Raw genomic sequence first — 13991 nt, 5'->3', positions numbered from 1 at the left:
AATAAGGGAGTGCTAGAAATGAAGAGACTATCATCCAAAGTATGGTCTATCAGAAGCTATTTCATACAAAACAAGTACCTTTTTGCATATAAGTTCCACTTGGAAAAATCAATCGAATTAGAGCGTATCAAGGCTACTGAGGCAGAACATAAGGCTGCTATAGCTCTAGACGAACTTAAAGATACCAAGGTCAAGAAGAATGACTTTTTTGAGCATTTGAGAAATGTTAGTTCGCTACAGACTAAGTTTATTGAATCACAAGGATTGTATGAATCATATTTGGAATTTGTTCGATCTAATCAGACAAATGGTGATGCCTGATGAAAAATAGCTGTCGGGATATCAGAGCGAGTGAATTGTGGATCCAGAAGGAGATCGAGTTTTGTCTGGATTTTCGGACGCAGCCTTTGGAAAGTTTACAGAATATTAATAAGTAGGTGGTGAAATGGACGGATGGATAAGTATTCATCGAAAGATCATCGAAAGCGAAATATGGGAAAAGCCTCCTTTATACATCAAGGTGTGGGTTTATCTCCTTGTTTCAGCGCAACATTCGACTTACAAAGGACTTAAACGCGGTCAGGTAAGGACGTCCATTCCAGAAATCATAAACGCTTGTAAATGGCGTGTTGGTGCTAGGATTGAACGTCCAACTAAAGACCAAGTTTATCAAATTTTAGAGTGGCTACGAAAACCCAACGAAGGGGTATACGAAAGCAACGCGAAAGCAACGATGATCACGACGACGAAAGCAACGCAAGGAATGTTGATTAACATCAATAACTACGCTGTTTATCAGGATACCGATAGAGACGAAAGCAACGACGAAGGCAACGACGAAAACCTAACGAACCCTCGCCGAAAGCAACGACGACCCGACAATATAAACAATAATGATAATAATGTTAATAATAACAATAAAAAAGACTATACATCTGATTTTGAATTATTTTGGAATTCATACCCTAGAAAGGTAGCAAAGAAAGAAGCTGCTAAGACATTTGAAAAGGTAATCAAAGCAGGCGAGGACCCAAACGTCATTATTCAATGTGCTACTAACTATCAAACTCAATGCAATCTATTAAAAACGGAATCACAGTTTATCAAGCATCCTAAAACCTTTTTAAATGAAGAAAGATACAAAGATTATTTGGAAAATAGTGAATTTGGTAGTTCGGGGTCTACGGAAGCTCAAGGACGATTAGATTTCATGAATGATATATAGGAGGCAGAATATGAACAGAGATGAGGCAAAACTAATATTTGAGAAATTGGCTTCAAGCTATCCTAACTGGAAGGTCGATAAGGTTGTCGCTAAAAATTGGGTTGATGAACTGGAAGCTGAGAATGCAGAGAACGCATGGGCTAATACCAAGGAGTATATTCGTAAAGAGAAGTATGCCCCAACACTTTCAGACATCGTGAAACCAAACGTTAGGTTGGAAGCTGAGAGAGAAAAGGAACGAACTAGAAGATCCTTTCAGGAGCAGGAAAAATTACGTGAGAACATTCCAAGAGAAGTACCTTGGGTGAGAGAAGGCATCAGTCGTGATGCGTGGATGAAGAAGGTGGTGGAGGAAAGAAGGGTTAAATAATGAGTTACTACAGCATTGAAGCTGAACAAGCCGCTATAGGTTCGGTTATTCTCAACCCTGATTTAATATTCGAAACCACCTTAGTTCCAAATGACTTTTACCACGAGGATAACAGCATTATATTTGAAAGCATGCTCCAACTTAGAGAACAAGGGAAAAAGATAGATGTTGTATCGTTGGCTTCAAGATTGGGACAAGAGATACAGAATGTTGGCGGGACAGCATACCTTCTGGACCTGAGCAGATCCGTTCCGAGTGTTTCGGATTTCGCATCATATGAGCGAATTGTGAAAGAAAAGTTCATCATTCGGCACGGCATGGAATCTATCAAGAAAATATATAGCAGTGGGTATGAGGATCCTAAAGAGTTTGTTGCTGAATTAGTTGGAGTCACCGAAGAGCTTAGTGATCGGGCCCGAATCGAAAATGGCTTTAAGCACATTGGTGACGGTCTAATTACACATTTTGAATTACTGCAAGATAAGAAGTACGGTAACAAACCACTTGGAGCTAGCACGGTCGGTACTGACCTGGACCGTATAACAGGTAAGTGGCAAAAGCAAACGTTCAATGTAGTTGCTGCAAGACCCTCAGTAGGGAAGACAGCGTTCATGCTCAATAATGTATCCAAGAATGCTAAAGAGGGTATGACGGTTGCTATATTCAGCTTAGAACAACCTGAACAGCAATTATATGACCGCATGATCTCAGCAGAGTGCAACATTGATGGAATGCGTATAAAAAACGGTCAGTTGCATGATGATGAATGGGTTAAATATACGATCGGTCTATCAATTTTAACAGAACTTAATATCTTCATTGACGATAGACCCGGTCTCAGCATTCAAGAGATTAGGGCAGCGGTAAGAAAGCTGAAAAAGAAGAATCCCGATCTTATTGTCTATATCGATTATATCCAACTTATCAAAGGTGGGAAAAAATACAGTGACCGTAACAGGAACGAGGAAGTAGGCTACGTAAGCTCCAGCTTGAAGCAGATGGCTCGAGAGAACGATTGCCCTGTTATTGGGTTGGCTCAACTTAGTAGGGGCGTAGAGCAACGTCAGGACAAGCGACCGATGATGGGCGATCTAAGGGAGTCGGGCAACATTGAGCAGGATGCAGATACAATATCATTTCTCTACCGTGATGATTATTACAATGCGGAAACAGATAAGAAAAATATTATTGAGATTATTGTTGCTAAGAATCGCGAAGGACAAACTGGAACAGCGGAAATGGTCAATTTAAGAAATTACGGAAAGTTCATAGATTATGACTACAGACCAACTCGTTAAAATTTATACAAGTTTATGAGAAAATTTTATTTATACAGTACAGATCTTTGAAATCATCTATGAAGGAAGGTTGCTAAGTAATATCAGAATAGGGGTGATCGGCTTGAAAAAGGAAGAGAAACGTTTTGAAATTCATCTTGGTGAGAGCGCAATGACGATTACCACAACTAAGACTAGTGATACAAGGATCAGAATGTTAGAAAAAGTGATTGAGATATTACTTCATGAGTATGAAAGGAAGAAATCAGAAGAGCTTGATGGGTTTATGTCAATGCTGAACCTTCGGCACGAAAACATTAAAGATCAAAGGACGCATTCATTTATTAAATAACTCAATTAGCTTTAATCGGCTCTTTCGGCTTCCTTAAAAAGGGGTGCTCCTTTATACAAAATAACTCAATTAACCTTATCCGGACTAATCGGACACCTAAAAAAGAGTGCATCTTTCACAAAACAAACTCAATCAGTTTTTGTAGTACAACCTAAGAAAACCTAAGGTTGAACCTGTCTAAACTTGTCTTTCAAATAAAAAGGAGTGATATGAATGTCCTTATGGAATGATTCACCACGTCTCAAATCTCCGCCGCAGACGGAAGATATATCTGTAATATTAAATTACGTTAAGAACCTAGCGAACACGGTAGCCATGATGGCCAAGGATTTAGAGTTCATATTAAACGGTAATGTAGCCTTTGATAATATAAGAACAAATGGTATAGAAGCTAAGAATATTAAAGCGGAATCAATCACTACAGATAAGATACAGGCAGGCGCTGTGATCGCTGAGAAGATCGATGTGGGGGAATTATCTGCTATTAGTGCTAACATGGGTAAGCTTACTTCCGGGGAGATCTATGGGGCATATATAGCCACTAAGGAAAATGCGTATCCAAGGGCTGAGATGAGTAACTTGGAGAACCTGTTCGCTGCATTTCTTGATGCTCGTAACTATATTAGCGTAGAAGCTAACTACTCAGGCTCACCTTCATTGAATTTTATTCAAGACGGAGCTATTAAAGGTAGATTGCAGACACTGATGGGGTCACTCGGGATAGATTCGATTGGGTCGCTAGACCTCGGAGCTACAGGTAGCATAAACATTTCCCCAGGTGGAACCAACACCTTAACCATACCCTCATTCGGCAGGGTTATGAGCAGTACTGGGCAGAATTTAGGGTTAGAACTTGATCGTAAGGCAAGCGCATCAGAAAGTGGATACAACTTAGCATTCGATAATGCAACAAGGAATTTAAAAATGTTTAGTAGAACGGGAGATCTATTGGCTCAAGTGAACATTCCGTAAAAAAGGCTGTAAATATTTCCTTGTTTGGACGATAATAGAGTTATAAGAAAACTACCAAAGGAGTGATAGAGTTGAAGAAATTAAAATCAACATCTCTTATACTGTTAGGTGTGATCCTAGGACTCGGATTATCGTTCTCTCCACAAATATACGCAGCAACTAGTGGATTATTAGGATCTACGGTGTCAGGAATATTCACGATTGAACAAAACGGCAAAAAGATAGCTGATAGTGCAATTATAAACGGATCAGCTTATGTTCCAGTGCGGTTAATGGCAGAAGCTACAGGAACACTATTAACAGTAGAGGGGAAGGTGATTACTTTGGGTAAAAGCGGCATGACTCAGCTTACATCAGAGGAATTTGAGATAGAAACAGCTAAAGTGAATAAATTAAATGCGGATAAAAGGACACTGGAAATAAAGATAAAGAATAAAAAAGAAGAGATTGCATCTGCTGAGTATAATATTCAGAATGCACAAAAAAGAATTGATGTTTATAATGAAGTGCCATTACAAAATGGTGAAATAAGAGGAGATGTCCAAACTGAAATTGATCGTTACCAAGCTGAAATTAACTCAGATAATGATAGGCTTGTGATAGCTAACAAGGAACTCGTTGATCTAGAAACTCAATTAGCTGAACTGATTAAATAGATGGGACATACATTATGAAAATACTAAATAAAATGTCAACTTACTTGTTAGTTATTTTGTGCATAGCAGCGTTTGGTTTGTTTATTTACCCCGGTATATATAAGTATGATAAATTAAATCAGAAGTTTCCCGTTAAAATAAATCGCTTAACCGGTGAAACTCAAGTTTTGTATAATGACGGATGGAGTGACATGGGCGGATACGATTCAGCTGCAATTAAAATGGAAAAGTACAAAGATGAAATTGTTCAAATGTTAGATAATCAGAGTATGCAGATTAAGAATGAAGTAATTGAGTTGGCGAAAGAAGAACTAATTGAAATAAAGCAAGAGGTAATCAACCAACCAGTGACGCGAACGATTGATTTTGATTCTGTGAGAAACAGGAATGAAAAGGTTGACGTAGCTGACACGGTGGATGAGAGTAGGTTGTATTTTAAAAAAGGGGATTCTCCTGGAATGGTCGAGAATATCATGGGCACCCCAGATAGAATAATGGGTGGAGAGTTTTATGAATTATGGGGTTATGGATTGTCTACTATCAGTTTTACTAATGGTGAAGTAAGTGGATGGGCAAATTCTGATGATAACTTGAAATTAAAGTAGATAAACAGATGCGTTGCACATAAGGGTCCTCAAAATGAGGGCTCTTTTTCATGTCTAAAAATGGAGGTGTCACATGGCTAATACTGGATACGGCAGGATTAACTATGCCACGGCAAACAAACAAGGCCAACAAGGCATAGTTCAGAACCAACAGAATATTGCCACTGATCAAAAATTCAAGCAAGATGAAATAGATCGCGCGTTATCTGTCATCGAAGCCCGTAAAAAGGAGCATAAACTACTAAGAAACCCTAAGATTACTGAAGCTATGCTCAGAACGATTAGGGAGCGCTAAGGGATATCTAGCAATAGTCCTTAGTGTGGGATAGAGCGATAAAACAGCAAACGAGATCGATGCGCAGAGCTTAGTCCAAGAAGTCATAGATAAGGCCATGAACAAGTGATCAGAGCATACAGAGACCACACAGGACAGGCTAAGTAATGCTGAGGTTACAGAACAATCAAGAGGCAGTTAGACAACGTTAGAAGCACACTGAGAGGTATTTGTGACCTGAACTACTAGGGTTGTATAGGCTTCCACGGAAATTTCGAGGAACCTCAGAAAACCTCAGATTGCGGAAGCCGTCAGAAGCACTAAGAAAAGGGTTCTCTAGGAGCTGAACTCAACAATCCTTAGTGCAGGGTGTAGCGTGAAAATGGGCTAGTGACTGCTAACGTTCAGGAAGCCATACAGAGGGGTATAGATAGCGTTCAGAGGGTACTGAGGTAGGAGTTCTATGTGAGCTGAACTCAATTATGTGGACAGCAATTAAGGTCGGTTATAGCGTCAAAACAGCAGAACAACAAGCTAGTAGGTTGTTAAGTAATGTTAAGGTTATATTTCATAAAAAAATGGGGGGATTCAATGTCATCTGATAAATCATTATCAAAAGTAACGGCCGATGAGATTAAATCAATAAAAAATATTCTGGAGCACTATCGCTATATGAAGAATGTTGTAAGATTGTTTGAACAAAGGGATATAGTAGATACAGACCCTTTAGTAAAAAAACGAAGATCGAAGATATATGATAATTATGTTGATCTTACGCAGCGGATAGAAAAATCTCATAGTTTGCTCACAGATGCGGAAATGAAACTAATGATTGAACTTCGATATATTCAAGGGTATTCATATAAAGAAACCATAATGATGGGAAATGCAGGATTTTCCGATAGCACATTACAGCGACGATTGAAAAAAGGCATAGATATAATGGCAATTCAATTTAAGAGCTGGGGGTTGTTTGATGCAAAATAAGGGAGTGATTGGATTTTCTCTAATGGGTGACGACCTAACAAAACTGGACATTCAGAAGGCGATCTTTAAGGTGTTACCTCCTAGTAAAACCTAGTATTCAACAGGAGGTACAAAAGGTGATGGGTCCCTTACTTACATACAGCTAGAGAAGTGCAAAAGGCGTATATGAGGAGATTGGTCAGGTACGATACAACATTGTTGTTAGCAAGAAAGAATATGTGAAAGAGGTAAATCCTTCCTTGTGTCGAATTAGACGGTGAGGAGGGATAAAAAACATGGAATATATATTACCTGAGTTGATGGCTAATTATGACACACATAAATTTAATGAAGTGATGCGTGTTATAGCGCGTATTAATGAAAAAGAGGTGTTTAATGGGGAGTATGATGTTCGATTTTACTGTGACACTAATTATCGCAGTGTAGATATTGCATTTCCTATTATGGGTAAATTACCTTTGCAGTATCTAGAAACTGAAGGTAATAAGTTCCCCGTTAAATTCAGTTATAATCCAGATCGCGATCAGTTAGAAATGTCAGGGAAAATTAATAAACCACATTTTGAGGCTAATGGTGGTTACGATATATTTATTCAACTACCTCAAAAAAAATATAATTTATAATTTACCATTTACGGATTGTACTATTGGGGTCTACTGAGTGATTGAAGTAAAATTACATAGCAAAACTAAGGTCGCTCAAATGAGCGGCTTTTTTTATTTTATATAAGGAGTTGATATAGATGGCATTGACAATCAAGCAGCAAATGTTTGTAAAAGAATACCTGAGTGACCTCAAGGGGCACTAATTTATATTATGACCTAATGGTTTTTGCAGGTTCGAATCCTGTGGAGGTCTTATGAAATGTAAAGAAGCTTCAATGGATCGATACGTTAAGGACTTGATCTAGTAAAAGAAAATATAGGAAATAATATGTAATATACTTTATACTTACTCCAGATCAAATATGGGGGTAAGTTTATGAAGTGGGAGAATAAAGACTGGTTTTGGTTGCTATCGATAATGGCGTTTGTAATGGGGACTTCGTACATGTATAAAAATGAGTTCATGAATCTAATTTCATATGCCTCAACTTTTTTATCCATCTCACTGGCTTTTATAGCAATTTACATTTCGGTTAGAGAAGTGACGAAAGCAGACAAAATCAAAGATGAAACTTTAGTGACATTGATTGAATTGAAGGAAAGAATTAGCCAACTCGATACCAAGGTAAGTAGTATTGATATTGACAGAATTAAAATGGGAATTGATGATGCTGTCAGTAATTTCAAACAAGGAATAGAAGTAATAAATAAAAGTGACGGACAGTCAGACGCTTCAAATGGGAAAATTATCGAAAAACTGGATGATAAAATTGATCAATTATCAAATGAGCTAAAATCTTCGATAACAATTGAAAATAAAATTAATAGTAATAATGTATGGCGGGACATGTTAATTGAAACTAATTTAACGGCTACTTATATAAAATTAAGTAAAACATCTGAAAATGGTCTTTTCACACTTCCATTAATTTTTGAAGAGTTAAACAGTAAAACGCCTTATTATTCAAGTAAAAAAGAAGTTGTTACTATAGTAAATCGGCATTTGAAACAGGGTACTCTTAAACCAGGAAAAGAGGAAGGTACTCTTATGTTAAATAATAGTTTATATAGTCGCCAATAGGCGGCTTTTTTATTTCAAAACAAACACAACGCCGGGGTGGTGATAATGTAGTGGCTGATAATCACGTTTTAGCCGAGAAAGATTACATGGCGGGATCTAAATATAAAGAGATCGCAGATAAATACGGGAAAGAGTTGGAAACAACGTTATGGATGGGAACGCACAAAGGGTGCACACAAACCAAATAGTATGCACACAAACAAAGGTGGTGCACCTCCGAAGGATGAGCAGACTTGAATAAGGCGGCTAACAGATAAGCAGAGTCTATAATATATACCTGATTGATCTCAATGCCACACAGGCAGCGATAAGGGCGGGTTACAGCGTTAAAACAGCAAGATCAGTCGGGCAAGGAGAACCTGACTAAACCTGACATCCAGAAGGCTATTCAAAAGGCGATGGATAAGCGTTCAGAGCGAACAGAGATCATATAGGATGCTAATTACTGCTAAGGTCAAAGAAGCTGTTTAAGAGGTAATGAACATAAAATAGTTGCAAATGTGAGCATGAAAAATACATCCAAGAACAAAACGAAGATACGCTGCTGATATGAATGCATCCTTTGACGATGTAAAATCAAAACGAACTCAAATAAATAAAAAGAGGACAGTGAAGTCCACGCTTACTGGAATTTTAGTGAACGGTAGCAAGAAAACTCGAAATTGAATTCTCAGGATTTCATGGGGTGATTTGAAATCACGTCATCAAGTCCAGGAGCGGAGAAACCTACTGAACTCAAAATTGAGGCGAGTACCCTAATCCGAGTACTGGGTGAGTACTCTAATACGTCATTTCATAATGAGATGATTCCTAATTGCTACACAACTATACTTGTATGGCATCTATATATTCCATATCATTTGGAGGTGATTGATTTACATATGATCAAAATCTATATTTTGTGAACATGTCTGTATAAATCCTTATGTACCAACGGTTTCAGCGTTTATCCATTTTCAAAATTAGAGTATTAAATTTTTATGCATGGTGGGTATGCATGGTTGTCGTATTTATATTCAGTATTAGGATTGATACCGCATAAATATCCACACCACTACATCAGATGTCACGCGTGACAGACTCGATAGTCACGGGGGCTACCCATCACAACCCAACACAACCAATGCAGATGTGGTGGTAGTTGAAATGAATTATTACATAACCTAACCTAAGACGTCAGAAGCTTTTAAAGCGTGTTTTAAGGGCTTCTATATATTTAACTATAAATGTACCAACAACAAGCAAAGAGCCGGGAAACATAGTGTTAATAAAGCCGTCCCCACTTGTGGGTATGAAGCCACAATGCGATAAGGTAGCCGGGGGGCTTGAATGTTCAATACATCCAATATCAGACGGACTCAAAGTTGAGTTGGTTGGAATTAGAGCTGAGGTAAGTAATCTTTAGTACAGGTAGTTGTAAATCTCTAAGGTACGAAATTCGTTCTTTTAACGAGTGTAAAATTGCGCTGGTCCATTAAAGGCATTCCTAACTTGGTAACACCTTCTTGTAGCACATCCTGAGAACGCAATTTTTCGTTTTCTAAATACTTTAACTTGGGGGTCTGTATGGAGGAACACAATCCCTTTCCCAACAACCCGGGAAAAGAAAATTCACACTTCGCTCAATGGGCCCGTATTGAATACAACCACTTTGAACCGTCATGAATTTAATGATGGTCCTGGAGGGAAGGTATTCAGCTGTTTTCGGAACAGCGGAAATTCACTTCATCCCCATAGATTTGGACTGAGAAAGGAGAGCGACTTATGAAGGAAGCGAAAATAACGGTCACAGTTAAGACTATCCCTCATCCAGATCCGCAGCGACTCATTAATATGTGGTCTCAGATCGTGTTGAAGGAACTACTTCGGCGGGATCAGGAAGATGAGGGACAATCCAGCGAGTAAGGTATTGGCTCTACTGCTCTTCTGAAGGGTGAGTGGTAGGGACGTTAATTTCGGCTTTTTCGGCTGCCCTAAAAGGGAGAGTAACTATTCTTGTGAAATGAAGGAGATACCTTATATGAACAGTATTCTCACAATTCAGATTGATGAAGCTGAGATTATGAAGTTATGCCGTGAAAGAATAGGCGAACTGGTTAAAGTGGTCGAAGGGGATAATGTATTCTGGGATACAGCAGAACTTAAGAAACGAACCTGTATGAGTTGGAATACAATTCAAGACACCTTTTTCTTTGACTCTAGATTTATAAAAAGGAAAGTGGGAGGTAAGTGGTACTTCCCTGCTAGAGAAACGAGAGAGTTCCTAGTTCAATGGCTGCTTGAATATCCAATCTCCTGAAAGCGATCTTAAAGGTTACGCAAATCAAAACCAACTTAAATAAATGCTACGTGTTCGTGGAATGCCAGTAGGAGGGTTCTTGGCTGGGCTTAGTACAGCGTGGTTGGCCAAGCTGAAATTACGGTGGATCTATCACATCGGATACAGATATAAACGTAACCAAAAACGCGCGTATAGGGAACGACCTATACATGGGTATAGAGGGAACGCTTGGAGATAGAAAAATTGAATCTGTAGATAGCGGAGTTTATGTGGCTAATATATCATTCGTGGATTCTACCAAAGAATTAAAAATTCGTGGATCGAATGATATACGAATAGAAGCCGGGCTAAACCTTGATTTAAAAGGGTGGGATGTTATTTTAAAACCTCAATTTGGGGCATATATCGGCACTGCCACAACCAGTAACCGTATACTAACAGTCGCTGGGCTAGATCCAATAGAATCAAGCCTTGATGAATTGGTTCGTTGGATTTCCCATCTAGAATACAGCGCAGTAGTAAATATGAGTTATGATTCAGCAACGAAAAACTTAAAACTTTATAATTCATTTGGTGACCAGGTAGCGATTGTTAATTTAACCTGATATAGCAGCCTTACTATAGTATGATTCAATAAAGAAAAGATCATTGAGGGTTATGCCTCGATGATCTTTTCTTTCGTCTCAATGATAAGTAAGCAGTTTATTAATTTGTTGTCTTAAACCAAACTCCACCAGTTCCATCATATTTTCGGCCGTATGTGATAAGTGGAGATTGATCGCTTTTCTTCACTTCGAAAGCAGCCCACCCTGTATTAGATGATCCAACATATATTTTAGAATCTATTGAAGGATCAGGCTCTACTACAGACACGAAATCATAATCAGTACCAGATGTTGACACAAGTTTGAAATTTACACTGTTAACATCGATATAAGCATCAGTCTTTTTATTTTCTGTAACTCCGATGTTTATTTTAGCTAGAATATATTCATATCCATCTTTAGGGGCAGAGTTAAATTGATTCGCCTCGCTAATTAAATTCCAAGCTTGTTCTCCACGAACCACTTCACTTATAGAAATCGTTCCTTTGTAGTCATCCATAAAATCAGACACATGGAAGGTAGCTTCCTGACCAATTTTAGCGGGATTTTGTCGAGTGGAAACTTTCGTCTTCTCCGCTACTGTATTATCGGTAGTAATGGTTTCTGTGCTTCCTTCACCACCTACAATGGTGATCGTTTGCGTCTTACTATCGAACGCCACGCTTGCGCCCAACAACTCTGAAACAGCCCTTAGGGGAACATATGTAGTGTTGTTGATCGTACGAATATCTGCTTTAGCTACACCACCATTTACGATCAATGTAATTTTCTGCGCTGCATAAGCACCTGCACCAAAAGCACCGAAAACTGCTAAGACAACAGTTAGAGATATGATTAATTTCTTTTTACTTCTCATTACTCAACCTCCATATATTAGATTTACTGGTAGACTATCAGAATTAGGTAAATATTACTATATGATTCTGTGACAAGAAATTTAAAATTGTGGAGTAAATCAGGGGGATTATTAGCACAGGTAAATATTACATAAATAAATATTGGAAGATTCCCTCATGATTTCGGTCGGTGGGGCTTTTTTTTGATTTCCAGTAATTTTCCAAAAAGTGTATTGACTACTGACCGCAAAGGGGATATCCTGTCATTATATGCCACTATATATCAAATTATAAATGTTTAACCTTTTAGGTTAATGCTCATTGACGGGGAGATCAGATGAATATATACTTTAAAGACAGGAAGACCGAAAAGGCAATGAATAATGAAAGGGAGGGGATTAGAGTCTGGGGTACAGACAACGCTAGAAAAATAAGGGCTAGGATGTCCGAACTTAAAGCTGCGGATAATCTTTCGCTAATACCCTATGTACCTCCAGCGAGGCTTCATGCACTGACAGAAAATAGAGATGGTCAATTTTCTGTGACAGTCAAGGAGCCCTTTCGTATTATCTTTGAACCCTACCATGACCCGGTTCCGCAAACTTTGGATGGGGGAATCGATAAGAAATCTGTAACGCAAATCAATATTATTGAGGTGGTGAACTATCATGGTTAATCATTCTGTATATGAGCCTAACTATGCTGTCCCGCCTGGAGAAACACTTCTGGATACTCTTGAAGAGTTAAATATGTCTCAGGCTGAATTGGCCAGAAGAATGAACAGGCCGGTAAAGACAATAAATGAAATCATAAAGGCAAAAACTGAAATTACGCCTACTACTTCTCTTGAGTTGGAGAGAGCAACGGGGGTTCCTGCGAGTTTGTGGAATAATCTCGAAAGGAATTATCGTGATAACCTCGCTAGAATTAAAGAGCGGGCCCGTTTAGAAAATCATGTGGGTTTTTTGGAGATACTCCCAGTAAAAGATATGATACGGAGGGAATGGATTCCTAAGTCTAGAAATAATATAGATCAACTTGTTGAAGTGTTAAATTTTTTTAGAATCTCGACAATTGAGGCATGGGAAACAATTTGGGGATCCGAATTATCCGAGAATGTTGCGTTCCGGAAGGCTTTATCATATGAAAGTGATAAAGGTGCTATATCTGCTTGGTTAAGACAGGGTGAAATTGAGGCTGAACAAATTCCGTGTGGAGTATTTGATAAAGCGAAATTCAAATCATTATTACAAAGTGAAATCAGAATTTTAACTAAAGAGCCCAATCCTCAGGTATTTTTACCAGAACTGGTTCGTCTATGCGCAGAAGTCGGTGTAGCGGTAGTATTAGTTAAAGAATTGCCTGGCTGTAGAGTTAATGGTGCTACTTATTGGGTTAATTCGCAAAAGGCTGTCATTCAGCTAAGTGCAAGGTACCGAGCAGACGATCATTTATGGTTTACGTTTTTTCATGAAGCAGGGCATATTGTTTTACATGGAAAAACAGAGACGTTTTTAGAGTACAAAAAAGAGGCTGAACTTGAAGAGAAAGAGCAAGAAGCAGATACCTTCGCTACTGAAAGTTTAATTCCTTCTGCGCAATATAAAGCCTTCATCACTAAAACTGCGTATTATAGCTATCAAAGTGTGGGAGCATTTGCCGATGATTTGGGCGTTTCTCCTGGAATTGTTGTAGGGAGATTACAACATGATGGTATAGTGCCTTATCGGAATCTGAACCAAATGAAACAAAGGTATACGTGGAGTGATTAAGGGAATAAAATACTCACATATATTAATAATATGTTCCCTTTTGAGTTTTATCTTCTATATATAAAGCTAACCCCAATAGAACGATATATAAGT

21 protein-coding genes and 1 pseudogene are annotated in these 13991 nt (G+C 38.4%); 21 read left to right on the top strand and 1 reads right to left on the bottom strand.

The window, feature by feature from the left end:
• Positions 1–18: 18 nt before the first annotated feature.
• From ACP8HI_RS13580 to ACP8HI_RS13490, 19 genes and pseudogenes are all read left to right on the top strand, one after another.
• Positions 19–321 carry a hypothetical protein gene (locus ACP8HI_RS13580; RefSeq protein WP_438351573.1) on the top strand — a complete coding sequence of 101 codons (303 nt, stop codon included), beginning with the start codon at positions 19–21 and terminating at the stop codon, positions 319–321.
• A gap of 124 nt (positions 322–445) precedes the next feature.
• Positions 446–1225: a hypothetical protein gene (locus ACP8HI_RS13575; protein ID WP_438351572.1), complete on the top strand. Its 780-nt coding sequence runs from the start codon at positions 446–448 to the stop codon at positions 1223–1225.
• Positions 1226–1235: 10 nt separating this feature from the next.
• Positions 1236–1595, top strand: coding sequence for a hypothetical protein (locus tag ACP8HI_RS13570; protein ID WP_438351571.1), 360 nt, complete (start codon positions 1236–1238; stop codon positions 1593–1595).
• On the top strand, positions 1595–2893 hold the full coding sequence (dnaB, locus tag ACP8HI_RS13565; protein ID WP_438351570.1) for a replicative DNA helicase: 1299 nt from the start codon (positions 1595–1597) through the stop codon (positions 2891–2893). The genes ACP8HI_RS13570 and dnaB overlap by 1 nt, the downstream gene beginning before the upstream one ends.
• 103 nt (positions 2894–2996) lie before the next feature.
• The gene (locus ACP8HI_RS13560; protein ID WP_438351569.1) at positions 2997–3224 is read left to right on the top strand and encodes a hypothetical protein; all 228 of its coding nucleotides are present in this window, start codon (positions 2997–2999) and stop codon (positions 3222–3224) included.
• A gap of 213 nt (positions 3225–3437) precedes the next feature.
• Positions 3438–4196 carry a hypothetical protein gene (locus ACP8HI_RS13555; protein WP_438351568.1) on the top strand — a complete coding sequence of 253 codons (759 nt, stop codon included), beginning with the start codon at positions 3438–3440 and terminating at the stop codon, positions 4194–4196.
• A gap of 71 nt (positions 4197–4267) precedes the next feature.
• Positions 4268–4852 (top strand): hypothetical protein, encoded by a 585-nt coding sequence (locus ACP8HI_RS13550; protein ID WP_438351567.1) that lies wholly within the window; start codon positions 4268–4270, stop codon positions 4850–4852.
• 14 nt (positions 4853–4866) lie between these two features.
• Positions 4867–5457 (top strand): hypothetical protein, encoded by a 591-nt coding sequence (locus ACP8HI_RS13545; protein WP_438351566.1) that lies wholly within the window; start codon positions 4867–4869, stop codon positions 5455–5457.
• A 73-nt stretch (positions 5458–5530) separates the two neighbouring features.
• A complete protein-coding gene (locus ACP8HI_RS13540; RefSeq protein WP_438351565.1) occupies positions 5531–5752 on the top strand; it encodes a hypothetical protein in 222 nt (73 codons plus the stop codon).
• Positions 5753–6222: 470 nt separating this feature from the next.
• A pseudogene (locus tag ACP8HI_RS13535) lies at positions 6223–6297 on the top strand (terminase small subunit); the annotation flags it as partial.
• A 25-nt stretch (positions 6298–6322) separates the two neighbouring features.
• A complete protein-coding gene (locus ACP8HI_RS13530; protein WP_438351564.1) occupies positions 6323–6718 on the top strand; it encodes a hypothetical protein in 396 nt (131 codons plus the stop codon).
• Positions 6719–6993: 275 nt separating this feature from the next.
• Entirely contained in the window at positions 6994–7341 is a 348-nt protein-coding gene (locus tag ACP8HI_RS13525) for a hypothetical protein (RefSeq protein ID WP_438351563.1), read from the top strand.
• A gap of 358 nt (positions 7342–7699) precedes the next feature.
• Positions 7700–8404, top strand: a complete 705-nt coding sequence (locus ACP8HI_RS13520) for a hypothetical protein (RefSeq protein WP_438351562.1) — start codon at positions 7700–7702, stop codon at positions 8402–8404.
• Positions 8405–8454: 50 nt separating this feature from the next.
• Positions 8455–8592: a hypothetical protein gene (locus ACP8HI_RS13515; protein ID WP_438351561.1), complete on the top strand. Its 138-nt coding sequence runs from the start codon at positions 8455–8457 to the stop codon at positions 8590–8592.
• Positions 8593–8657: 65 nt separating this feature from the next.
• Positions 8658–8771: a terminase small subunit gene (locus ACP8HI_RS13510; protein ID WP_438351825.1), complete on the top strand. Its 114-nt coding sequence runs from the start codon at positions 8658–8660 to the stop codon at positions 8769–8771.
• Positions 8764–8838 carry a hypothetical protein gene (locus ACP8HI_RS13505; RefSeq protein ID WP_438351824.1) on the top strand — a complete coding sequence of 25 codons (75 nt, stop codon included), beginning with the start codon at positions 8764–8766 and terminating at the stop codon, positions 8836–8838. Before ACP8HI_RS13510 ends, ACP8HI_RS13505 begins: the two co-directional genes overlap by 8 nt.
• A gap of 1330 nt (positions 8839–10168) precedes the next feature.
• The gene (locus ACP8HI_RS13500) at positions 10169–10309 is read left to right on the top strand and encodes a hypothetical protein (protein WP_438351560.1); all 141 of its coding nucleotides are present in this window, start codon (positions 10169–10171) and stop codon (positions 10307–10309) included.
• A 124-nt stretch (positions 10310–10433) separates the two neighbouring features.
• The gene (locus tag ACP8HI_RS13495; RefSeq protein WP_438351823.1) at positions 10434–10703 is read left to right on the top strand and encodes a group-specific protein; all 270 of its coding nucleotides are present in this window, start codon (positions 10434–10436) and stop codon (positions 10701–10703) included.
• Positions 10704–10894: 191 nt separating this feature from the next.
• Positions 10895–11290: a hypothetical protein gene (locus ACP8HI_RS13490; RefSeq protein WP_438351559.1), complete on the top strand. Its 396-nt coding sequence runs from the start codon at positions 10895–10897 to the stop codon at positions 11288–11290.
• A gap of 100 nt (positions 11291–11390) precedes the next feature.
• On the opposite strand, the gene ACP8HI_RS13485 is transcribed toward ACP8HI_RS13490, so the two are convergent.
• Positions 11391–12146 (bottom strand): stalk domain-containing protein, encoded by a 756-nt coding sequence (locus ACP8HI_RS13485; RefSeq protein WP_438351558.1) that lies wholly within the window; start codon positions 12144–12146, stop codon positions 11391–11393.
• A 356-nt stretch (positions 12147–12502) separates the two neighbouring features.
• On the opposite strand from ACP8HI_RS13485, the gene ACP8HI_RS13480 reads away from it, so the two are divergent.
• A complete protein-coding gene (locus tag ACP8HI_RS13480) occupies positions 12503–12802 on the top strand; it encodes a type II toxin-antitoxin system RelE/ParE family toxin (protein WP_438351557.1) in 300 nt (99 codons plus the stop codon).
• Positions 12795–13898: an ImmA/IrrE family metallo-endopeptidase gene (locus ACP8HI_RS13475; protein WP_438351556.1), complete on the top strand. Its 1104-nt coding sequence runs from the start codon at positions 12795–12797 to the stop codon at positions 13896–13898. Before ACP8HI_RS13480 ends, ACP8HI_RS13475 begins: the two co-directional genes overlap by 8 nt.
• Positions 13899–13991 lie beyond the last annotated feature (93 nt).

Source organism: Paenibacillus sp. FA6 (assembly GCF_051550225.1).
In the GTDB taxonomy this organism is placed as follows: domain Bacteria; phylum Bacillota; class Bacilli; order Paenibacillales; family Paenibacillaceae; genus Paenibacillus_AQ.
This window is presented reverse-complemented; position numbering and strand designations above follow the sequence as displayed.

Bases quoted from the DNA above. Each gene is read 5' to 3' on its own strand.
- ACP8HI_RS13580 (WP_438351573.1), top strand. From the start codon at position 19: ATGAAGAGACTATCATCCAAAGTATGGTCTATCAGAAGCTATTTCATA.
- ACP8HI_RS13575 (WP_438351572.1), top strand. From the start codon at position 446: ATGGACGGATGGATAAGTATTCATCGAAAGATCATCGAAAGCGAAATA.
- ACP8HI_RS13570 (WP_438351571.1), top strand. From the start codon at position 1,236: ATGAACAGAGATGAGGCAAAACTAATATTTGAGAAATTGGCTTCAAGC.
- dnaB (WP_438351570.1), top strand. From the start codon at position 1,595: ATGAGTTACTACAGCATTGAAGCTGAACAAGCCGCTATAGGTTCGGTT.
- ACP8HI_RS13555 (WP_438351568.1), top strand. From the start codon at position 3,438: ATGTCCTTATGGAATGATTCACCACGTCTCAAATCTCCGCCGCAGACG.
- ACP8HI_RS13545 (WP_438351566.1), top strand. From the start codon at position 4,867: ATGAAAATACTAAATAAAATGTCAACTTACTTGTTAGTTATTTTGTGC.
- ACP8HI_RS13540 (WP_438351565.1), top strand. From the start codon at position 5,531: ATGGCTAATACTGGATACGGCAGGATTAACTATGCCACGGCAAACAAA.
- ACP8HI_RS13530 (WP_438351564.1), top strand. From the start codon at position 6,323: ATGTCATCTGATAAATCATTATCAAAAGTAACGGCCGATGAGATTAAA.
- ACP8HI_RS13525 (WP_438351563.1), top strand. From the start codon at position 6,994: ATGGAATATATATTACCTGAGTTGATGGCTAATTATGACACACATAAA.
- ACP8HI_RS13520 (WP_438351562.1), top strand. From the start codon at position 7,700: ATGAAGTGGGAGAATAAAGACTGGTTTTGGTTGCTATCGATAATGGCG.
- ACP8HI_RS13500 (WP_438351560.1), top strand. From the start codon at position 10,169: ATGAAGGAAGCGAAAATAACGGTCACAGTTAAGACTATCCCTCATCCA.
- ACP8HI_RS13490 (WP_438351559.1), top strand. From the start codon at position 10,895: ATGGGTATAGAGGGAACGCTTGGAGATAGAAAAATTGAATCTGTAGAT.
- ACP8HI_RS13485 (WP_438351558.1), bottom strand. From the start codon at position 12,146: ATGAGAAGTAAAAAGAAATTAATCATATCTCTAACTGTTGTCTTAGCA.
- ACP8HI_RS13480 (WP_438351557.1), top strand. From the start codon at position 12,503: ATGAATAATGAAAGGGAGGGGATTAGAGTCTGGGGTACAGACAACGCT.
- ACP8HI_RS13475 (WP_438351556.1), top strand. From the start codon at position 12,795: ATGGTTAATCATTCTGTATATGAGCCTAACTATGCTGTCCCGCCTGGA.